This is a genomic window from uncultured Odoribacter sp. (genome assembly GCF_937966165.1).
Lineage (GTDB): Bacteria > Bacteroidota > Bacteroidia > Bacteroidales > Marinifilaceae > Culturomica.
Map to the genome: position 1 here is coordinate 32,170 of NZ_CALCLB010000016.1, position 20,956 is coordinate 53,125.

The 20,956-nt window shown below is 38.5% G+C and carries 17 protein-coding genes and 1 tRNA gene; 12 read left to right on the plus strand and 6 right to left on the minus strand.

Translation table 11 applies throughout. The features are described from left to right. Positions 1–62: 62 nt before the first annotated feature. The 5 genes from mfd (at position 63) to Q0465_RS06880 (ending at position 7,408) form a co-directional block, all read left to right on the plus strand. Positions 63–3,365 carry a transcription-repair coupling factor gene (gene mfd / locus Q0465_RS06860; RefSeq protein ID WP_298614393.1) on the plus strand — a complete coding sequence of 1,101 codons (3,303 nt, stop codon included), beginning with the start codon at positions 63–65 and terminating at the stop codon, positions 3,363–3,365. A 38-nt stretch (positions 3,366–3,403) separates the two neighbouring features. Continuing rightward, positions 3,404–4,147, plus strand: a complete 744-nt coding sequence (locus Q0465_RS06865) for a type III pantothenate kinase (RefSeq protein ID WP_298614395.1) — start codon at positions 3,404–3,406, stop codon at positions 4,145–4,147. A gap of 100 nt (positions 4,148–4,247) precedes the next feature. Next, positions 4,248–5,567, plus strand: a complete 1,320-nt coding sequence (locus tag Q0465_RS06870; protein ID WP_298614397.1) for a hypothetical protein — start codon at positions 4,248–4,250, stop codon at positions 5,565–5,567. A 9-nt stretch (positions 5,568–5,576) separates the two neighbouring features. Continuing rightward, entirely contained in the window at positions 5,577–6,155 is a 579-nt protein-coding gene (lptC, locus tag Q0465_RS06875) for an LPS export ABC transporter periplasmic protein LptC (RefSeq protein WP_298614399.1), read from the plus strand. Continuing rightward, entirely contained in the window at positions 6,155–7,408 is a 1,254-nt protein-coding gene (locus tag Q0465_RS06880) for a hemolysin family protein (protein ID WP_298614401.1), read from the plus strand. Before lptC ends, Q0465_RS06880 begins: the two co-directional genes overlap by 1 nt. A gap of 240 nt (positions 7,409–7,648) precedes the next feature. Here the strand turns inward: Q0465_RS06880 and Q0465_RS06885 are convergent, their stop codons facing one another. Then, positions 7,649–8,713 (minus strand): mannose-1-phosphate guanylyltransferase, encoded by a 1,065-nt coding sequence (locus Q0465_RS06885; RefSeq protein WP_298614403.1) that lies wholly within the window; start codon positions 8,711–8,713, stop codon positions 7,649–7,651. A gap of 436 nt (positions 8,714–9,149) precedes the next feature. Here Q0465_RS06885 and Q0465_RS06890 point away from each other — a divergent pair, with 436 nt between their 5' ends. The 4 genes from Q0465_RS06890 to Q0465_RS06905 are packed head-to-tail and all read left to right on the plus strand — an operon-like array spanning position 9,150 to position 11,906. Beyond that, positions 9,150–9,887: an ABC transporter permease gene (locus Q0465_RS06890; RefSeq protein WP_298614404.1), complete on the plus strand. Its 738-nt coding sequence runs from the start codon at positions 9,150–9,152 to the stop codon at positions 9,885–9,887. Continuing rightward, complete coding sequence (locus tag Q0465_RS06895; protein WP_298614406.1) at positions 9,887–10,639, plus strand: ABC transporter ATP-binding protein; 753 nt, start codon at positions 9,887–9,889, stop codon at positions 10,637–10,639. The genes Q0465_RS06890 and Q0465_RS06895 overlap by 1 nt, the downstream gene beginning before the upstream one ends. Further along, a complete protein-coding gene (locus tag Q0465_RS06900; RefSeq protein ID WP_298614408.1) occupies positions 10,639–11,574 on the plus strand; it encodes a DUF4296 domain-containing protein in 936 nt (311 codons plus the stop codon). Before Q0465_RS06895 ends, Q0465_RS06900 begins: the two co-directional genes overlap by 1 nt. After that, positions 11,571–11,906 carry a hypothetical protein gene (locus Q0465_RS06905; RefSeq protein ID WP_298614410.1) on the plus strand — a complete coding sequence of 112 codons (336 nt, stop codon included), beginning with the start codon at positions 11,571–11,573 and terminating at the stop codon, positions 11,904–11,906. The genes Q0465_RS06900 and Q0465_RS06905 overlap by 4 nt, the downstream gene beginning before the upstream one ends. Positions 11,907–12,089: 183 nt before the next feature. On the opposite strand, the gene Q0465_RS06910 is transcribed toward Q0465_RS06905, so the two are convergent. The 4 genes from Q0465_RS06910 to Q0465_RS06925 form a co-directional block, all read right to left on the minus strand. Further along, positions 12,090–14,159, minus strand: coding sequence for a pitrilysin family protein (locus Q0465_RS06910; RefSeq protein ID WP_298614412.1), 2,070 nt, complete (start codon positions 14,157–14,159; stop codon positions 12,090–12,092). Between the two features lie 64 nt (positions 14,160–14,223). Beyond that, complete coding sequence (locus Q0465_RS06915) at positions 14,224–15,534, minus strand: pitrilysin family protein (RefSeq protein ID WP_298614414.1); 1,311 nt, start codon at positions 15,532–15,534, stop codon at positions 14,224–14,226. Between the two features lie 35 nt (positions 15,535–15,569). Further along, on the minus strand, positions 15,570–15,791 hold the full coding sequence (locus Q0465_RS06920; RefSeq protein ID WP_298614415.1) for a helix-turn-helix transcriptional regulator: 222 nt from the start codon (positions 15,789–15,791) through the stop codon (positions 15,570–15,572). A 3-nt stretch (positions 15,792–15,794) separates the two neighbouring features. Then, positions 15,795–16,445, minus strand: coding sequence for a DUF2975 domain-containing protein (locus tag Q0465_RS06925; RefSeq protein WP_298614417.1), 651 nt, complete (start codon positions 16,443–16,445; stop codon positions 15,795–15,797). A 501-nt stretch (positions 16,446–16,946) separates the two neighbouring features. Between Q0465_RS06925 and gpmI the strand changes: the two genes are divergently transcribed. From gpmI to Q0465_RS06940, 3 genes are all read left to right on the plus strand, one after another. After that, entirely contained in the window at positions 16,947–18,467 is a 1,521-nt protein-coding gene (gene gpmI / locus Q0465_RS06930; RefSeq protein ID WP_298614419.1) for a 2,3-bisphosphoglycerate-independent phosphoglycerate mutase, read from the plus strand. Positions 18,468–18,575: 108 nt separating this feature from the next. Then, positions 18,576–19,160 (plus strand): DUF3109 family protein, encoded by a 585-nt coding sequence (locus tag Q0465_RS06935; RefSeq protein ID WP_298614421.1) that lies wholly within the window; start codon positions 18,576–18,578, stop codon positions 19,158–19,160. Positions 19,161–19,420: 260 nt separating this feature from the next. Next, positions 19,421–19,494, plus strand: a tRNA-His gene (locus Q0465_RS06940). Positions 19,495–19,713: 219 nt separating this feature from the next. Here Q0465_RS06940 and Q0465_RS06945 read toward each other — a convergent pair. After that, entirely contained in the window at positions 19,714–20,556 is an 843-nt protein-coding gene (locus Q0465_RS06945) for a PepSY-like domain-containing protein (RefSeq protein WP_298614423.1), read from the minus strand. Between the last annotated feature and the right edge of the window lie 400 nt (positions 20,557–20,956).

Sequence of the window (20,956 nt, forward strand, 5' to 3'; positions counted from 1 at the left end):
ATTTTTCATTTCTTCTATTCAATATTCGGTATATAGTTTTTATTTTTGTAAAAAAAAAGGAATTGGATATAAAAGAATTAATAGAACCCTATTTATCATCGGCAGTTATTGAAAAATTGAAGGCAAAATTGAAAGGCGTGGGTAAATACAGGCTTATCAATAATGCCGGCTCGGTGACTGCTGTCATTACGAGTGCGATGATAAAAGCCCGGCCGGGCTTTCGGGTGATAGTGTTGAATGACCGGGAAGAAGCTGCTTATTTTTATAATGATATGCTGGCTTTTACGGATGAGTCAAAGGTAAGTTTTTTGCCTTCTTCTTATCGCCGGACAATTAATCCGGAGGAAAAAGATAATGATTCTGTTTTGGTCCGGACAGAGGTACTTAAAAATATTGCCAATGCCCGTTCTCAGGTCCTCGTTACCTATCCGGAAGCTTTGGCGGAAAAAGTGGTGGCAAAAGAGGTGTTAGCCCGTATGTCGATGGTTCTGCACAAGGGGGACCGCTTGTCAATTTCTTTTGTAGAAGAATTATTGGATCAGTATAATTTTGTACAGAGTGATTTTGTATATGAGCCCGGACAATTTTCAATACGGGGAAGTATTGTCGACGTGTATTCTTTTGCGGAAGAACGGCCGGTGCGCATCGATTTTTTTGGAGATGAGGTGGAAAGTATCCGTTTTTTTGATGTGGAAACGCAGCTTTCGGAGCAATTGATCGAAGAAGTTGCACTTGTTCCGGATCTCAGTAATACTGCAGATCAGTTTGAATTTACAGAATTATTCCAGTATTTTCCGGAGAGACCTGTTTGGTGGATAAAGAACGGGATGTTCCTGCACGATCGTTTGAAGGCATTACAGGCGGAGACGGAAGCGGATATTTTAATTCCGGAGAGTGACTGGTTTGATTATATGGAAAAATGCAGTGTGGTTGAATGGGGACCGGATGTATTTTTCCGGGGGGAAACCATCGATGTAAAATGTGAAGCCCAACCGGTGGTGAATAAACATTTTGAATTACTGGCGGATACTTTGCAAACCAAACAAGCTGCGGGATATCAAATTTATATCTGTTCTGTCAATGATATGCAGATCCAGCGTCTCCGGGATATTTTTTCAGATAAAGGTTTTCCGGTTGATTTTACCTATTTGAAGGGAGTTATTCACGAAGGTTTTTCCGATGATCAGCTGCGGATCTGCGTTTATACGGAACACCAGATATTCGATCGTTACCATAAGTATAAACTGCAGACGACCCGTATCCGGAAAGGACGGGAATCGATTACATTAGGGGAATTGCAGAATCTGCACCCGGGAGATTATGTAGTACATGTGGATCATGGGATCGGACGCTTCGGAGGACTGGTAAAAATTAATAATAACGGAAAAGAGCAGGAAGCGATTCGGTTGGTATATAAAAATAATTCCGAGTTGTATGTTGGATTGTATTCTCTTCATAAAATATCCAAATACAAAGGGAAGGACGGGGTTCCGCCTACAGTTAACCGGTTGGGGGGAACGGCCTGGAATCAACTGAAACAGAAAACCAAGTCCAGGGTAAAAGATATAGCCAGGGAATTAATCGCTTTGTATGCGAAGCGGAAAAAAGAGGTTGCTTATGCTTACAGTAAAGACAGTTATTTACAGGAGGAAATGGAGGCTTCTTTTATGTATGAAGAAACCCCTGATCAAATGAAAGCAATAGAGGCTGTCAAAAGCGATATGGAACGTCCGCAGGTCATGGATCGTTTGGTATGCGGGGATGTGGGGTTTGGCAAGACTGAAGTGGCGATCCGGGCAGCCTTTAAAGCTGTAGCCGACAGTAAACAGGTGGCTATTTTAGTTCCTACTACCATACTGGCCTTTCAACATTATAACACTTTTGTCAAGCGGTTAGAAGGTATGCCTTGCCGGGTAGAATATATCAGCCGGATGAGGAAAAGTCCGGAAGTAAAAAAAGTCTTGGCTGATTTGAAAGCGGGAAAAGTAGACATTATTATCGGAACACATCGTTTAACCGGAAAAGATGTGGTATTTAAGGATTTGGGCTTGTTAATTGTTGATGAAGAACAAAAATTCGGAGTAGGGGTAAAAGAAAAATTGAAGAGTTTAAAAGTCAATGTCGATACCATTACCATGACGGCGACCCCTATACCCCGCACCCTGCAATTTTCGTTAATGGGAGCAAGGGATATGTCCATTATCCGCACTCCTCCTCCGAACCGGTATCCGATTGTGACAGAATTGCATCGTTTTGACGAAAAACTCATAAAAGAAGCGATATTGTATGAAATTTCCCGTAACGGACAGGTCTTTTTTATTCACAACCGGGTGGAAAATATCCGGGATATACAAGATATGTTACACCGGATAGTACCTCAGGTAAAGACTTGTATCGCTCACGGCCAAATGCCTGGGGAAGAATTGGAGAAAACCATGCACGATTTTATCCGGGGAGATTATGATGTGCTGATTGCCACTACCATTATAGAGTCCGGATTGGATATCCCGAATGCCAATACAATGATTATCAATCAGGCCCAGAATTATGGACTAAGCGATTTACATCAGCTGAGGGGAAGAGTGGGACGTTCCAATAAAAAAGCTTTTTGTTATTTACTTACCCCTTCACTGGAATTAATGAATCCGGATGCCAGGCGTAGATTGAAAGCTATTGAGGATTTCAGCGGATTGGGAAGTGGTTTTAATATTGCTATGCAGGATTTGGATATCCGGGGAGCGGGAAATATTCTGGGAGCAGAACAGTCGGGTTTTATATCGGAAATCGGCTATGAAACCTATCAGCGTATTTTAAATGAAGCCCTCCTGGAACTGAGGGAGGAAGAATTTCCGGAACTGAATACCGGACGGGAAGATACCGTCAGGGAATATGTTACAGAATGTAGTATAGAAACGGATTTTGAGATATTAATACCTGAAACCTATGTGGAAAATGTAAGCGAAAGAATCCGTTTGTACCGCGAATTGGATAATATAGGAGAAGAAATCCAATTGAAAAAATTTACAGAAGAATTACAGGATCGTTTCGGGGAATTACCTGCTCAGGTTAAAGGCCTGATTGAAATTGTAAAGATCCGGAAAAAATGCCAGGCATTGGGAATAGAGAGGGTTTTGGTAAAAAATGGGAAAATGATTGTATATTTTGTGGGAGAGCCAACCTCACCTTTTTATTCCTCTGCTATTTTTACCCGTTTGCTTAAATTTGTACAACGACAGGAGTTGCCTTGCCGGATGAGTGAGAAAAATGACAGACTTTCTCTGGTTTTTACCGAAATCACAAATGTGGAAAAAATGTCCAGATATGTAGAAAAAATGTTCAAAAATATTCTGGAAAATGAGGAATAAGTTTATCCCGGAAAAGCTATAAACTAATTTAAGGAAAAATGAATTTAATTATAGATGCTGGAAATACCCGTTTTAAATATGCTTTTTGCAGTCCGGGAAAAGAAATGTTTACAGGAGTGGACCGGGAAAAAATGCTGGAAGAGATAGAAGAATATACCGTGAAGGGAACGAAATTGGATATTTTTTTATCCGGAAGCGGAAAGATTGAAGAAGCTTTGAGAGAACAATTAAAAAGAACAGCTAACTATTGGCTGGATGGCGAAGGAGAAGTAATTTATCCTTTACAGATTGATTATCAGACTCCGGCGACCTTAGGGGTAGACCGGATTGCCGTTTGTGTGGGAGCTTGGAAGCTCTTTCCTCGAACCGATTTGCTGGTAATTAATTCGGGAACGGCTATTACTTATAATTATGTGACGCAGACCGGTATTTTTCTGGGAGGGAACATTTCTCCCGGTCAGCAAATCCGTTTCCGCTCTTTACACGAGTTTACTGCAAGATTGCCCTATATAGAGGGAGAGATGAATTTCGGGGAAATGGGCAGGACAACAGAGGAGGCGGTTCAGAACGGGGTGATGAATGGCATAGTTTTTGAAATACAGAAATATATTGAATTATTTTATAAAAATTTTCCGGAAGGTAAAGTTATATTGACAGGCGGAAATAGTTTTTTTATAAAAGATAAATTGATAGCAGGGATTGCTTATGAAGAAAATTTGGGTTTTATCGGTTTGAGTGATATCTTAGAATATAATAAAAAAGATAAGGAAACCTTAAATTAATAGTGCAATGCTGTGGTTTTTAAAAAAATAGTCCTATTTTTGCACGCAAAACGGAATAGATTTTTTACACAAAGATTCAGATACAATAAAAAAAATAATTATGAAGAAGTTTTTTGTCTTAGCGTTTGGTATTTGTTTATTTACAGGGGTTGTTAATGCTCAGACACTGGATTCGAAATACGGGATCGATAGTGCGAAAACGATTGAACAGGCCTCTATTTACAGTGAGTTTGTAAAACAGAAGAATTATAAGGATGCATTGCCTTCCTGGAGATATGTATTCAATAATGCACCCCGGTTTCAGTTGAACACTTATGTTAGGGGAGAAGATATTATGATGAATATGTATGCGCAGACAAAAAATCCGGCATATATTGATACGCTGATGATGGTTTATGATCAATGGATTAAATATTTTGGAGATCATTCCCGCTTCGGAGAAGGTTATACTTTGGGTAAAAAAGGATTTAATCTGTATCGTTTGAAGAATAACGACCCTGCTGCCGTCAAGGAAGCTTATGGTTATTTATATAAATCGTATGAACTGGAAGGAGCTAAAACGCATCCGCTGACGGTGAAAGTAACTTTTGCCGTGGCAGACGACCTGCTGAAGAAAGGAGAATTATCGAAAGACGATTATGTAAATCTGTATCTGGAGTTTTCGGATTATGCAGAAAAAGGGAAGTTGAATGGTAAGAATACGGATGCATATGTAGATATAAAAAATACTATTGACGCCTTGTTCTTTAATGCAGGAGTGGCTGATTGTGAAACTTTGGCCACTTTCTTAGGACCGAAGTTTGAAAAAGATCCGGAAAATTTGGAAGTTTTAAAAGAGGTGTCCAATTTATTGAGAAGAAGTGAATGTACAGATCTGCCTTTATTTGCAAAAGTAGCTGAGAATTTGTACAAGCAGGAACCGACAGCTGTTGCAGCTTACAACCTGGCGATTATGTTTTTGAAAAGACAGGAATACGACAAGACTGAAAGTTATTTAAAAGAGGCTATTGAAAAAAGTGATAACAACACAGATAAAGCAGATTACTACCTGAGATTAGCTCAAATCAGCCTTTCCAAGAAACAATTGATTGAGGCGAAGAAAAATGCGGTGGAGGCGATAAAATTAAATCCGAATTTAGGTGCTGCTTATATCATTATCGGAAATGCCTATGCAGCTTATAGCAGAAATTACGGAGAAGATGATTTCGACCATGCTTCTGTGTTCTGGGCAGCTGTAGATAAATTTGTCAAAGCAAAACAAGTTGACCCGTCAGTAACCGAGGAAGCCAATAAATTGATTAATGCTTATTCGCCTCATTTCCCCAGTAAAGATGAAGCTTTTTTCAGAAGTGTGACTTCAGGGACCCCTGTAAAAATCGGAGATTGGATCAGCGAGACGACTACAGCAAGGTTTAGATAAAGGCTGAATATGAGGATTCTCTCACGGATAATTTCTTATAAAAGCATTATTGTTCTGTTGGGGACAATAATGCTTTTGTCTTGTAAAAATGATATTAAAAAGGTAAATGCTCTTACCGACCGGAAATCTTTACCGGAAATGTCCGGAGAAAATATGGAAATGATTTATTCCGATTCTGCCCGGATTAAATATAAAGCTTATACTCCTCTCTACAATAAAATCCATACTGCAGAAGAGGAATACGATGAATTCCCCCAGGGTATTCATGTGATCTCTTATGATAAAGACGGGAAAGTGGTCGGAGAGGTAAAATCCAAATATGCCAAGAATCTGATCAAAGAAAAACTTTGGGAAGTTCGGAATCAGGTAGTCGTTATGAATGCAGAAGGAAAAAGGCTGGAGACAGAATTGTTGTATTGGGATATGGAAAAAGAATGGATTTATTCGGACCGCTACAGCCGCTTGATTGATGGCAATAATATATTGGAAAGCAGCGGGGGATTTGAGTCGGATCAAAATCTGAAGAATCCTGTTTTTAAAAATATTACCGATGGCGAAGTTCAATTTGAAATGAAGCCTAATAACTGATGTCAGCATTTACGGTCATATTAATTTGTCTCTTGTTATCTGCTTTTTTTTCAGGTATGGAGATTGCCTTTGTCGCGTCCAACAAATTGAGGATTGAAATTGATAAAACGGACAAAAGTATCTCTCAGACTTTAATTGACCTTTTTATTTCCAATTCCGGTATGTACATTACGACTATGCTGGTGGGAAATAATGTGGTAATGGTTATCTACGGTATTTTCATGAAAGATTATTTATCCGGGTATCTGGATTTTCTTCATCTTTCTTTGGGGATGAAAATGTTGGTAGAAACGTTGATTACTACTTTGATTATCCTGTTTTTTGCGGAATTTTTACCGAAAACTTTGTTCCGTTTGCGTCCGAATGCTTTTTTACGGGTGTTTGCCGTGCCTGTTTTTTTGTTTTATCTTTTATTTTTTCCCATTACTTATTTTTCCGTGTGGTTCGGCGGGGTTGTGTTACGGATTGTAACGGGCAGAAAAATGGAGCAAAAAGAGCCCAATAAAGCTTTTGGAAAAGTAGATCTCAATAATCTGATAGAGGAAGGAGAAGTTTCGGATGAGAAAAAAGAAGAAATACATGAGATAAAGCTTTTCCGGAATGCCCTCGATTTTTCTGAAATAAAATTGAGGGAATGCATTGTTCCCCGTACCGATTTGATCGGACTCCCCATCGATGCGGATATGAAAGAACTGACGGATTTGTTTGTGGAAACAGGTTTGTCCCGTATTCTCATCTATAAAGAAAATATAGATAATATTATCGGTTACGTACATTCCTCTTCTCTCTTTAAAAATCCGGTCAATATCGGACAGGCATTGAGTGGGGTGATTATCGTGCCGGAGACGATGTCCGCTTCTCATCTGTTGAATTTATTTATAAAACAACAGCGTAGTATTGCCGTAGTGGTAGATGAATTCGGCATCACTGCGGGTATTGTTACCATAGAGGATATTATGGAAGAAATATTCGGGGAAATCGAAGATGAACATGATCACCCCAGTCTGAAAGAAGAGGTCCTTTCTGATCATGAATATATTTTCTCAGGCCGTCTGGAAGTGGATTATCTGAATGAAAAATATGGTTTGAATTTACCGGAAAATGAAGAATACGAAACCCTTGCAGGCTATGTTTTGTATTTTAATGAAAGCATTCCGGCAGAAGGTGAAAAGATAGCGATCGATGATATTGTATTTGAAGTTTTAAATGTTAAAAATGCCCGGATCGAAGAGATCAAAGTCATTCTTCAATGAGTTTACGCAAATGTTGAACAAGTAAAAAGATTCAACTATTCAGGCGTTTCATTTTGGGTCACCGGCAGCTTTCAAACGGAAACAAATTCACCTGTTGCTGATAAAAGGAATAAATATTTCTGGCTGATTTGTTTTCATCAGGCCCGGGAGTACATTCGTCAAGAACTCGGAATCTGTCATTTATCAGGTTGGAAGACCTTTTTTTATTCAATACATAACTTCCTGTTTTATTTTCCCGGCTTATTTTTTGTATTTCAATTGTTTTTCAAAGTGTTTGATATGGTCTTCGTCTTTGATGTGACAGATCATGAGATAATTTTTATTCTCTGCGATAATCAAATCTTCTGCACCGTGAACGATTACTTTTTTTCGGCGGGGAACATTGACAATACAATTCCGGGAATTACGGAACAATACTTTTTGGGAATTAGCGGAATTGTTGTTTTCATCCTTTGAACTGAGAGCATGGAAGGCGTGCCACGTACCGACGTCCGACCAGCCGAACTGGCCTTTTAATACATAGACATGTGTGGATTTTTCCATAATCCCCACATCAATAGAAAGATTAGGGCATTCTCCGTATATGTTGTTTATGTATTCCTGTTCCTGTGGAGTATTAAAAGCCGGAATTTTTTCAAAGAGCGTATATAAATCATAAATGTGCTTTTTTATTTCCTGTAAGATATCGTTTACTTTCCAGATGAAAATACCGGCATTCCATAAGAATTCACCCGATTCATAGAATTTGACAGCTAAGTCCATATCCGGTTTCTCAGTAAACGTTTTTACAGCGGAAATCCTTTCATTTTTATCCTGGTTTTTAATTTGTATATAACCGTATTGGGTTTCAGCCCGGGAAGGTTCTATTCCAATCGTAAGGAGACCTCCCGAACGCTGTACAAAACCGATGCCGTTTTGGAGATCATTGAGATAGGCTTCATCATTCGTGATAAAATGATCGGAAGGAATCACCACCATCGTTGCGTCAGAGACAATACTTTGAATTTTAGCGGCAGCATAAGTAATACAAGTGGCCGTATTCCGCCGTAAAGGCTCTTTTAAAATATTTTTTAAAGGTAATTCCGGAATTTGTTCGTGAGTAATGTTTTCATATTCAGTACCTGTCACAATAAAAATATGATCGTTATCAAATATGCGGTGAATCCGTTCATAGGTTTGCCGGATAAAGCTCTTACCAAGATGTAGTATATCTGAAAATTGTTTGGGACAGTTGGTATTACTTACAGGCCAAAAGCGGTTTCCGATACCACCGGCCATAATGACACAATATGAATTTGAACTCATTATAATAACAGATTTGGATAATTACTTATGTTCTGCCACTTGAAAGTTATACATTCGTATATTTCTTTCGACTTATTCCATTACGTTATGAAATATATAAAGTTTATAAAAACAGTGAAAAAATGATTTTTTGATAGGATGATTTTTTTCATTCTTTTAGCGGTTAAACTTCTATTTCGGAAATTCCGGCAATCGGCCATCCCTTATTCAAGCGATAAAGTTTTCACTGTCAGCAAAGAAACAGAAGGTGGGTATTTGCTTTTTTCTTTCCTTCTTGTTGTCGAATATAATAATAAATCTCCTAATTATTATTTTTTTTGTATTAAATTTCCGTAAGGAACGATTATTTCGTATAACTTTGAACGGAAATAACCGTTGTTACAATATTTGCTGCTTTTTGGCTGCACCTGTTGTAAAAATAGTAATACAGTACCTCATGAGATTTTTATACAGGCTGGGTTCCTATATTTTATTTGTACGTAAAGCTTTTTCTAAGCCGGAAAAGAGGAGTGTTTATGTAAAAGAACTGGTGAATGAATTTGGAAAATTAGGATTGAATTCTATCGTGTTGGTAGTTATTATTTCTTTTTTTATCGGGGCAGTTTTAACCTTACAAACGGCCTATAACATGGCCAATCCTTTGCTTCCCCGTTATCTCATCGGTTATCTGACCCGGGAAACTCTTTTACTGGAATTTTCCTCTACAATAGTCAGTTTGATATTGGCCGGGAAAATCGGAAGTAATATTGCATCTGAAATCGGAAGCATGAAGATTACGGAACAGATAGAAGCTTTGGAAACAATGGGAGTAAATTCTGTTTCTTATTTGGTGGGACCTAAAATTATAGCTTCTTTTATTATTAATCCGATTTTGTATATATTCAGTGTTTTTATCGGAATCATTGGCGGACTTTTATCGGGTTTGCTGAGCGGAGTCGTTAATTTTGAGGATTTTATATACGGGTTGCACTTTTCTTTCAATCCGTATTATGTGACTTATTCCATTATCAAGACTCTTTTCTTTGCTTTTATTTTTACTTCCATACCGGCTTTTTATGGATATAATGTACAAGGAGGAGCCTTGGAGGTCGGGAAAGCTGGTACGAAAGCAGTTGTCGATAGCAGCATCGCTATTCTGACAGCCAATTTGATATTAACCCAAATTTTATTGTAATGATCCGGGTAGAAGGCTTATATAAATCATTTGATAATAAAACGGTATTGTCGGATATAAATGTCGTATTTGAATCCAAAAAAGTGAATTTAATTATTGGCAAAAGTGGATCCGGAAAAACTGTATTGTTGAAATCTTTGATCGGTTTACATACAATTAATAAGGGAAAAATATTCTATGGGGACCGGGATATTACTGTAATGACTTCCCGTCAGATTAAATCGCTCAGGGAAGAAATCGGAGTAGTATTTCAAGGAGGAGCTTTATTCGATTCCTTAACCGTATTGGAAAATGTAAAATTCCCGCTCAATCTTTTTACCAATTTCTCGGAAAAAGAAAAAAGGGAAAGAGCTTTATTTTGTTTACGCCGCGTAAATCTTACCGATGCTGATGACTTATATCCGGCGGAAATCAGCGGAGGGATGAAAAAAAGGGTTGCCATTGCACGGGCAATTGTTTTGGAGCCTAAATACCTGTTCTGCGATGAGCCGAATTCCGGTCTGGACCCTCTGACGGCCATTGTTATTGACAATTTGATTCAGGAAATTACGCATGAGTATGATATGACGACTATTGTCAATACACACGACATGAATTCCGTATTTGAAATAGGGGAAAAAATCGTGTTTATACATGAAGGCCGGAAAGAATGGGAAGGTACCAAGGAGGAGATCGCCAATACGGATAACAAAAATCTGAATGATTTTATTTTTTCTTCTAAATTATACAGAAAGCTAAAGAATTATTTGTAATGAAAAGGATATTCAACCCGGGAGAAGCCTGTATATGGGTAAGTATATTGCTGAGCTTTATGGCTTGCACCCAAAAAAAAGTTCCGTTGGACCAACAGCAATTTGTTGCTTTATTAGTTGATATGCATGTGGCAGACGGGACACTTGCTCAGTCCAAAAGTTATACTGCGGGTAATGAGAAAAGGAATTATGCCTATTATAATTCTGTTTTCCGGAAATACGGGATAGACCGGGCAGAGTTTGATTCTTGTATGCGGTATTATTCGGCTCAGACAGCTCTTTTTTCAAAACTATATGATGTCGTTATCGATAGTTTAAATAAGCGTCTTACCGATAAAAACCGGATTTTAAACGAATTGAGATCGAGGGATTCCGTCAATTATTTTCCCCGGACGGACACCATTCTTTTGGATACGGCAACTCCAATGATTACTGTGAGGGTCGATAGCATTACGTCTGGTTTATACCGGTTTTCGACAACTATTAAATTTGACACCCTGGATAAAGGGAAAAATAATCGTATTACGGCTTTTTTCCTTACTCCGGATGAGAAAGATACTTTGCATGTACGGGAGGTGAAGGTATTATCCGATACATTGCAACATCTCTATAATTGGTCGCAATATGTCGATTCGGCCTATAAGCATTTAGTCGTAAAAATGGTAAATACGGATCAGTCGAAGAAGCAAAATTTCCGTAAAGGCAGGATTTGGGGGACAACTTTGTACCGGCCTTATATTTCTTCAAAAACAGAAGAGCGACTGTCTAAAACGGCTGTGCGTCCCGAACAGGCGATTATGGAAGAGAGAGCTGCAGAGTTCAGGCGGGATGTGGAATTGACGACAGAGCAGACAGTTATTGTGGAAACAGAGCAGAAAGCTGTTTCAATCAGCGAGCAGGAAAAAACAGAAAAACAGCCAAAGAAAAAGAAATGAGGAAAATAGCCGCTAATTATCTTTTTTTTCCCGGTTATCCCCTTATAAAAAATGGTTATGTCGTTTTGGATCATAACGATGTAAAAGAAGTAGTAGATACCGGAGGAACTATCCGTGAAATACAAGGCCTGGAGTTTTATGGCGGTTTATTGGTTGCCGGATGGGTGTGCGAGAACAAGCTGAGCTATAGAGCAGGAGAACCTTTGTTACCGCTTATTGAGGAAATATACCGGACGGGAAGAAAAAAAATATCAGGGGTAGCTTTGATAACAGGGGCAGATTTAAAAACCTTGACTTCCCGTCAGGGAATGCAGGTTACATTGTTAAAATAAAATGCCCGCTTGGCGTAGAAAAGGAGAGGGCTGGGAAAAGGATACAATTCTGATTATAGTAAATGTTCCATTTGGATGAGTAAGGAGCCGTGCGAGGGACAGATCAGCACAGCATTCATCTGCTTGCGAAGGCAGTATATTCTATTCATCCAAATGGAACATTTTAATGCGTTTTAAACTGTACTATTGGAAATCTCCGGCTTTTAACCCGGAATTGATTTTAATGTCAGTTGTTTTTACCTCGATAGGCATGCCTTGCATACTGGTTTTGGAGACAAGAGGCATTAAAATTCCGTATTCTGTCGGTTGGTAATCTTCGAAAAGTACTTCCTGGGTCATACCGTCCTGACTGCCTACAGCTTTCACTTTTAGACCGTTTTCTACGTCGTAAAAAGAGTAAGTAACTGCTTTCCCTAAGGTTGTTTTTAATTTATAAGCATCTCTGCCGTTTACTTTTTCAACTCCTTCTAAAGTGGGATGATAGCCTAATTGAGCATATTCGGCTTCCAGCACCGGATAAGTTTGGGCTTTCAATTCAGCTACTTTTTCGCCTTCCAGAGTTTGGTTACCTCCGGCTCCGCTGATGATTGCCTTTGTACCATCAAATACGATTTTTTGCATGGTTGCTCCGTTCATAGACATTTCCATCAGGTATAAAGGTTTTGCCCCGTTTAAAAGATATTTTTGGCTGGTTATCAGCTTCATACCTTGTATATTCATTTCGGAAGTCAGGCTCATATCTTTGATCCCTTTTATTTTTTCGGCTCCTCCGATTGCTTTCAGATAAGCGTCTATCACCTTTTCTGGAGTAATATTCGGGGCAACGTTATTACTTACAGTTAAGGGTTCCCCATAATTGTCCAGTTCCGTAACCGTACCGTTTGTTGCTAATTTTTCCAATTTTTTCTTTTCTCCACGGTCATTTACAACCAGGATATAGGCGTTGTCCGGATGGATATATTTTTTCACGGCTGCATTGACGTCTTCTTTTGTAACCTTATCCAGTTTTTCCAGATAAGTGGTATAATAATCTTTGGGTAATCCGAACCTTTCGATATTATAAGCAAAATTGGCGATTGTAGAAGGAGATTCCAGACTTCTGGAAAAAGAGCCGGCCATTGTCTTCTTTACCCTTTCCAGATCTTCCTGGGAATAATTGGCCATTACCATATTCTGCATTTCTTTGAATACTTCGATAAGAGCACTGTCGGCTATATTGGACTTGACTTCTGCTGAAGCAGAAAAGGCTCCTGAACCGGGAAGTTCACTCTTACTTAAAGAAGAATAAGCTCCGTAAGTATACCCTTTTGTTTCTCTCAGGTTCTTGAATAATTTAGCTTGGAAACCACCGCCTCCTAAAATCTGGTTCATCACCTGAGCTGCTATAGCGTCCGGACTGTTTACTTTGAAATTGATCGGATAAGCTACCTGGATACTGGCTTGGGTTGCAGCATCTTTATTCGAGAAAATTACCTGCCGCCCTTGAGGTTGTTTGGGAACTTCATAAGTATGGGCCGGAGATTGTCCTGCTTTCCAGTTTCCCAGGTATTTTTCAGTCAGTTTTTTGGCTTCATTGAGGGTAATATCCCCTACAATCACTAAAACAGCATGATTGGGATGTATGTAATTTTGATAATAATTTTGGCAATCCTCTATCGTTACATTACTGATTGTGGCCGGGGTAATGACGTCTCCGTAAGGATGTGAATCTCCGAATAATGTCTTATTATAGATATTACTCATGATGGCTTGTGGACTTACTTCACTGGTTTTAAGCCCTGTCTGGGTGCGCAGGATGAGCTTGTCGAATTCTTCCTTTGGAAAAGTCGGGTGTAACACTACATCGGAAAGAATTTCCATCATCTGGTCTTTATATTTAGCTAAACCGGCGATTCCTACATATTCAGAAGATGTATATAAGTTGGCTCCAATGAAGTCTACTTCTTCGCTTAGTTGTTTCGGGTTTCTTTTTTCTGTCCCTTTTCCCCATAATTCTCCGGCAATATTCAAATATCCGGCTTTATCTTTTTCCAGAATTTTATCCCGGACAATATTCAGGCTGAAATTGACCTTGGGTATTTTATTATTTTCTACAACGAGTACTTTCAAGCCGTTGTTTAAAGTAAAACTTTTATATTCTCCGATATGAACGCGGGGCGCGGGGCCGGATTCCGGAGCTTTACTCCGGTCAACCTGTGCAGTGATTGACAAAGAAAAACAAATGGCAATCAGTAAAAAAACATATTTTTTCATCTTATTCTAATTTTCAATATTTTAATTCCAACTCTTTTCTATTCTTTCGGATAACTCAGAAAGTTTATTTTTTGTTTGGTAAATAGTATAATACAACCCGGTTTTCTTTGGTAAAATATTTTTGAGCTGCTTTTTGCAAGTCTTCTTTGGTGACAGCCATATATTTTCCTAGTTCTTCATTTACCTGATTGGTATTGTTATAATACGTATAGGCTGTAGCCAGATTTTCTGCCCGGCTGGCGATGGTAGAATTACTGCTGACTAATTCATTTTCAATCTGATTTTTCAGTTTTTGGAATTCTTTATCGGAAATCGGTTCTTTTTTCACCTTTTCCACTTCTACGTCTATGGCTTTTTCGAGTTTTTGTAAATCAACCCCCATATTCGGTAAAGCTAATATGACGGACAATCCCGGATGTTCCAGAGGAAGAGGGGTGGAAGCCAATTCCATTGCCAGTTGTTCATCGTTTACGATCGTAGAATATAAACGGGAACTTTCTCCTTCCGACAACAATGTGTTCAGCATTGAAACAGCGTAAAAATCGTCGGATTTCATTTCAGGAATATGGTAAGCCATAATGATGGCCGGAATCTGAATATTGTCGTATGCCGTATCTCTTACTTCCGCTGTTTGAACCGGTTCGTTCATAGGTGGTTGTATCACTGGAGCACCTGCAGGGATATCGTTGAAATAATCGTGTATCAGTTTTTTAGCCTCTGCCATGTTAAAATCTCCGACGATCGTCAGAACGGCATTATTCGGAATATAGAATTTTTTATGAAAATCGATAAAATCCTGATCTGAAGCGTTCCGGATGTGTTCTTCCGAGCCCAATACATCGTGTTGGTAAGGGTGTACTTTATAAGCTCTTTTCAAGGTTTCTGTTAGCAAGCGGCCGTAAGGCTGATTGTCGCGGCTCTGTCCCATTTCCTGGCAGACGACATCTTTTTGCGTTTTAATACCGATAGCTTCGATATTGGGGTGTAGAAGTCTCTCTGACTCCAGCCATAATCCCAAAGCAAGTTCATTGGAGGGAAGAAGCTCATAGTAATAAGTTCTGTCGAAAAAAGTATTGGCATTTAAATTTCCTCCGGCATTCATTACATACTTGTCATATTCATGCCTTTTGATGTTTTCAGTACCCTCAAACATCAGGTGTTCAAAGAAATGTGCAAATCCTGTCAGGTTCGGATCTTCATTTTTTGAACCGACATGATACATCAGGGAAATCACGATATTGGGAGTCGTGTGGTCCTCTTGTAAAATAACGTGCAATCCGTTATCTAACTTGTATTCGACAAAGTCGATTTTTCCGGATTGTGCTTGTACTAAAAAAGGCAAGCATAACGCGATAAGAATTAAAAATTTTTTCATAATCTCATTATTAAAGTTTATATAAAAATTATCAGTTAATTTATTTCTTTTTCTTCCGGGACATATTCTAAAATATCACCCGGTTGACAATGTAATACGCGACATATCGCTTCCAGGGTTGAAAATCGGATGGCTTTTGCTTTCCCATTTTTCAAAATAGAGAGATTTGCCGGCGTAATATTTACTTTTTCAGAGAGTTCATTCAGAGACATTTTACGGCGTGCCATCATCACATCTATATTTACTACAATAGCCATAATTTATATTGTTAATTTTTGTTCTTCCGACAAATCATATCCAATTGCAAATATTTCTGCGATTACCAGTATCAGAATACCGGCAAAAAGATCACCGAATTCATATATATCGACAGATGTTAAAAGCGAAGTTCCTTTCAATAAGTCGGAGAGCGATTGAGCCTCCAGATAATAAGCTAAATTACAGAGCAAAGAGGAAGCGATGAGTAAAATGCCGATCGCACGGATCAGTTTGATATTATCCCTGTTAAACAAATTGTCGTGCCGGAGGCTGTTGCGTAAAGAAAAAAGTACGACGAACAGAATAGTACAAATGGCAATGTAACAAGTGCCACTGAAAAGTTGGAGAATAATAGACCAGACTTGTATCTTTTGCGAAGAAATTTCAGACTTATTTATTTTTATGTTAGCAGCTGTTATCTGGGCTGTTATTTTTAAAGTGCTGTCTGCATTATATTGAATCGGAATGTCGTATTCAGAAGGGAGGGGAACGACCGGAATATTATAATAAGTATTCAAAAGAGAATTTTTATCTTCCGTACCTTTTTTAAAATCATTGCTGTTAATGTTTGTGACGAGAAACGTAATAATTAATCCCAAAAAAATGGCATATAATATATTCAAACGGAATATTATTTTTCGTTTTGATGTCATAACTTTCAATTGTTTCTTATCTTTCGTGACACAAATATAAAGTAAAGTTTAAAAAAAACAATATTTATTTATCGAAATTCGATAAATTTTTGTTCTGACTTTAAAATTTTAAGAAAGAATAAAGATAACAGGCAAACGTTTTCGTAAAAAAGTGAAGAATCTATTATTTCCCCGAAGGAGAAATCGGGATATTCCATTAACTTTGTAAATCTTTAGGTGGAAAGTAAATCGTAAATGTGAATGTCCGGTGATAAAGGATGCCTGATTTCTGCTCGTAGGGGTATTCAGAGATTGACAAGCGTTGGATCCTGGTTTAAAACAGGGCCCGGGATTGCCCTTTCGTGTGCCGGTTTCAAGAAGACGTATTTAATTGTAGAGGAAAACAGTGGGACATTTACACATTTGAACGCTTACACATTTATACTTTTAATTGTTGTTTCATCGATTTAAAGAGCAGAGAAGATGTAGAAATTGTAGAATAGAAAAAATAAAAAATAAGACATGAAAAAAGCATTATTAATGATATTGGATGGTTGGGGTATTGGTAAACCGGATGCATCCAATGCAATTTACAGTACTCCGACTCCGTTTATTAATTCTTTGATAGAAAAATATCCGCATGCGAAATTATACACCAGTGGGGAAAATGTCGGTTTACCGGATGGACAAATGGGAAATTCAGAGGTTGGGCATTTGAACATCGGGGCCGGAAGAGTTGTACTCCAGGACTTGGTACGTATCAACAAAGCTTGTCAGGATAATTCTATTATGCAGAATCCGGAAATTGTAAAAGCTTTTACTTATGCGCGTGATAATCATAAGCAGGTACATTTTATGGGGTTGGTATCTGACGGAGGAGTACACAGTTCTTTGGAGCATGTTAAAAAATTATGCGATATTGCTAAAGAATATGGTATTGCGAAAACTTTTGTCCATTGTTTTATGGATGGGCGGGATACGGACCCGCACAGTGGACTTGGTTTCATTCAGGATTTAAAAGAATATATGTCTCATTCTGCCGGTCGTATTGCGTCTGTAATCGGCCGGTATTATGCTATGGACCGGGATAATCGCTGGGAGCGGATACGGGAGGCATATGACCTGTTGGTATATGGAACCGGTTTTGAAACTCAGCACGTAGAAACGGCTATAAAAAAATCTTATCAGGAAGGTATTACAGATGAATTTATCAAACCGATTGTACATGTAACCAGTGATGGGAGGCCTGTGGGGCTTATTCAGCCGGGCGATATGGTCGTTTTTTTCAATTATCGGAATGACCGGGCGAAAGAATTGACGATAGCCTTGACTCAAAAAGACATGCCGGAATTCGGTATGAAAACTATGCCTTTGTATTATTGCTGTATGACCCCTTATGATGCAAAATTTGAAGGGCTGCATATTTTATTCAACAAGGAAAATGTAGAGAATACTTTGGGAGAAGTCGTGAGCAAGGCCGGGATGAAACAATTACGTATTGCGGAAACGGAAAAGTACGCTCATGTCACCTTCTTTTTTAATGGAGGAAGGGAAGCTCAGTTTGAAGGAGAAAACCGGATTTTAGTTCCCTCTCCGAAGGTAGCGACCTATGATTTACAGCCGGAAATGTCGGCTCCGGAGGTAGCTGAGAGATTGGTTGAACAATTGAATCTGAAATCGGCAGATTTTGTCTGTCTGAATTTTGCTAATGGAGATATGGTAGGCCATACAGGAGTTTACAAAGCCATACAAAAAGCCGTGGAAACGGTAGATGCCTGTGTAAATAAAGTTGTTACGGCTGCTGAGGCCAACGGATATGATGTATTGATCATTGCGGACCACGGAAATGCAGACCATGCTGTAAATGAAGACGGGACACCGAATACGGCACATTCCTTAAATCCGGTACCTTGCATTTGGGTGACAACCGAAAAAGGAAAAAAATTGAGAGACGGAGTGCTGGCAGACGTAGCTCCTACTATTTTACAGATTATGGAAATACCTCAGCCGGCAGAGATGAGCGGGAAAACGCTTATCGAGTGAAATTTTGCCGGAGGACATAAGCCGGAGAGCTAATGAAAAACAGCGGTTGTTGAAAGTGCCGCTGTTTGTTTTTGTTAAAATATGGTTGATTGAGTTGAGTCGGACTATATGGTACAGATTGGGAATGTTTTGGTCAGTTTTGATATTTTCGAAAAAAAATTTTGTTGTGATTTGAGTCACTGCAAAGGCATCTGTTGTATTGAGGGAGATTACGGAGCGCCTCTGGACAAAAAAGAAATAAGAAGTATAAAAGAGAATTATGAGGGAATAAAGGTTTTTATGAAACCGGAAGGGATAATGGCTGTGGAGAAACAAGGATGGGCCGTGAAAGATTGTGATAATGAATGGACGACGCCTTTGATAAATGGGCGGGAATGTGCTTTTGCCATCGAAGAAAATGGATGTTGCTGGTGTGCTATTGAAAAGGCCTGGGCTGAAGGGAAAAGTAACTTTCGGAAACCGGTTTCTTGTCATTTATATCCCATACGAATTGCTAAATATGTCGGGTTTGAAGCCTTGAACTATCATAAATGGAGTGTTTGCCGGGAAGCCCGTGTGAAAGGAGAAAAGCAAGGAATTCCGCTGTACCGTTTCCTCAGGGAAGCTTTGATCTTAAAATACGGGGAAGAATGGTATGCAGAATTGGAATATGCTGCCCGGGAATACGAAGCCGGTCGTCTTATTACACATTAGGGACGTGCCCTTTTGTGTAATTTTTCCCTGAATTATTGTTATTTCTGCTCTCATCTTTCGGATTTAAACGGAGCAGGTAAAGAATACGAAAATTCGCTGTAAAAAATCCCTGTTTCCTTTCTGTTTCTCTCTGTAAAGGCTGTTTTTATTCCTTTGAAACTTAAAAAAGGGTTTTGTAATCAGAATCTGGCTCCGATTTTTTTAAAAAAAGTTTGTAAAAAGAGAAATACTCCCTATATTTGCAGCGCGAAAGCAAAATGGTAGATGTAGCTCAGTCGGTTAGAGCGTCGGATTGTGGTTCCGAAGGTCGTCGGTTCGAGCCCGATCTTCTACCCTTAGAGACCGCTTGAAATTATTCAGGCGGTTTTTCTTTTAGGGAATAAAGAGCAGGCAGTAAGCGGTTTATACTGTTTATACCTTTACTGAAGTAAAACTAACAAACTATTTACCACAAACAAAAAGGCTTTATCATAGAAATGCAAATGATAAAGCCTTTTTAAATAACCGGGGACTGTCGGTCCCTCTTCTTTGGGTGCTATTGAAGACCTTTATTTTATTCCTTCAAATCGTCTCTAAGGGATAAGATTGTATCGTCATCGCTTGTTTTCAGCCTGATACAATAATAATTTCCGTGGCTTGATTCTTCATATCTCCGTTCTATAATAGTATATCCTGCATAATGTCCGGAAATATAATTCATGACCCAGTTTGGTAATTGTTCTGTATCATCTAAAGGCCGGGAAGTAGATAACCAATAGGCGTCCCAATCGAGTATAATTCTTTTTAAATAACTGTCATGCAAAACATATAATTCAATTTTCCCGTTATCATTTAGCAAAATACCAAGAATAGGGATTCCTTTATAATTATCAGTCATATACTGATTAATTTCCTGGGGTACTTCGATCAACCAGAATTGGTTTTGGTTTCCATATAAAGACTGGAGCAGTGTTCCATTTTCCTGTATATATATATCCTGTTTTATTTCCCCTTTGGCTACGCTAATCCGGTAAAGAGTTCCCTCCATCATCAAACGTTCTATCCGGGTTATTGCTGTTATTTTCTGACCAGCGTATTCTGAATTGCTAAAAGCATATTCGACAGCAGAGGGTAATGTTTGTGTTTTAGGCAGATCTGTTTTTGACATTTGCCATATACCGTTTGAATCAAACCAGGCGGTTTCATGGAAATTGCCGGCATCTGTAAAGGTAGCAATATAATAAGTACCGTATCTGCTCCAGGTCCGGGGTTGTGCAGAAGAATATTTATTGGAAAAAGCTTTGTCGATATTTTCCGGAATTTTCATTTCATCGTTTTTTGTATCATCACTGCAAGAGGGGATACAAAATAAAGAGAGAGACAAAAGGAGCGTTTCAAATAAAATCTTTGTTTTCATAAAATAATACAATTAGTTGTTTTTTAATTCAGAGGGAATAGGTTTTCCCGTTTTTATGAAATTCAGTCAAAATTTCAGGCTACAAACCTAATAAAATTATTACCAATGTATACTTTTATTGAGGGATTAATTAAAGGCCGTTCTGATAAAGAAATGAATAAAAATTAAAGAGAAGCAGATTTTATGACAGATTTATCTGATGAAAAACTGTGGATCAGCATATCGGAATGAATTTTATTGCTTTTTATTCCGAAGCGGATGAAGGGATATTTATTCAAAAACAGAACTTTCTGTTTTTGAATAAATATTCATTTTATAGAAATCTTTTAAAAGAACTTACTTCTTAACTGGCTTAAAAATCAACTTTAGATATGCTGATGCTAATGTAAAGGTAAAATTA

Coding starts and splice junctions, on each gene's coding strand:
- Q0465_RS06880 (WP_298614401.1), top strand. CDS start 6,155: ATGTCAGCATTTACGGTCATATTAATTTGTCTCTTGTTATCTGCTTTT.
- gpmI (WP_298614419.1), top strand. CDS start 16,947: ATGAAAAAAGCATTATTAATGATATTGGATGGTTGGGGTATTGGTAAA.
- Q0465_RS06925 (WP_298614417.1), bottom strand. CDS start 16,445: ATGACATCAAAACGAAAAATAATATTCCGTTTGAATATATTATATGCC.
- Q0465_RS06890 (WP_298614404.1), top strand. CDS start 9,150: ATGAGATTTTTATACAGGCTGGGTTCCTATATTTTATTTGTACGTAAA.
- Q0465_RS06900 (WP_298614408.1), top strand. CDS start 10,639: ATGAAAAGGATATTCAACCCGGGAGAAGCCTGTATATGGGTAAGTATA.
- Q0465_RS06905 (WP_298614410.1), top strand. CDS start 11,571: ATGAGGAAAATAGCCGCTAATTATCTTTTTTTTCCCGGTTATCCCCTT.
- lptC (WP_298614399.1), top strand. CDS start 5,577: ATGAGGATTCTCTCACGGATAATTTCTTATAAAAGCATTATTGTTCTG.
- Q0465_RS06945 (WP_298614423.1), bottom strand. CDS start 20,556: ATGAAAACAAAGATTTTATTTGAAACGCTCCTTTTGTCTCTCTCTTTA.
- Q0465_RS06865 (WP_298614395.1), top strand. CDS start 3,404: ATGAATTTAATTATAGATGCTGGAAATACCCGTTTTAAATATGCTTTT.
- Q0465_RS06915 (WP_298614414.1), bottom strand. CDS start 15,534: ATGAAAAAATTTTTAATTCTTATCGCGTTATGCTTGCCTTTTTTAGTA.
- Q0465_RS06895 (WP_298614406.1), top strand. CDS start 9,887: ATGATCCGGGTAGAAGGCTTATATAAATCATTTGATAATAAAACGGTA.
- Q0465_RS06870 (WP_298614397.1), top strand. CDS start 4,248: ATGAAGAAGTTTTTTGTCTTAGCGTTTGGTATTTGTTTATTTACAGGG.
- Q0465_RS06920 (WP_298614415.1), bottom strand. CDS start 15,791: ATGGCTATTGTAGTAAATATAGATGTGATGATGGCACGCCGTAAAATG.
- Q0465_RS06910 (WP_298614412.1), bottom strand. CDS start 14,159: ATGAAAAAATATGTTTTTTTACTGATTGCCATTTGTTTTTCTTTGTCA.
- Q0465_RS06885 (WP_298614403.1), bottom strand. CDS start 8,713: ATGAGTTCAAATTCATATTGTGTCATTATGGCCGGTGGTATCGGAAAC.
- Q0465_RS06935 (WP_298614421.1), top strand. CDS start 18,576: ATGGTACAGATTGGGAATGTTTTGGTCAGTTTTGATATTTTCGAAAAA.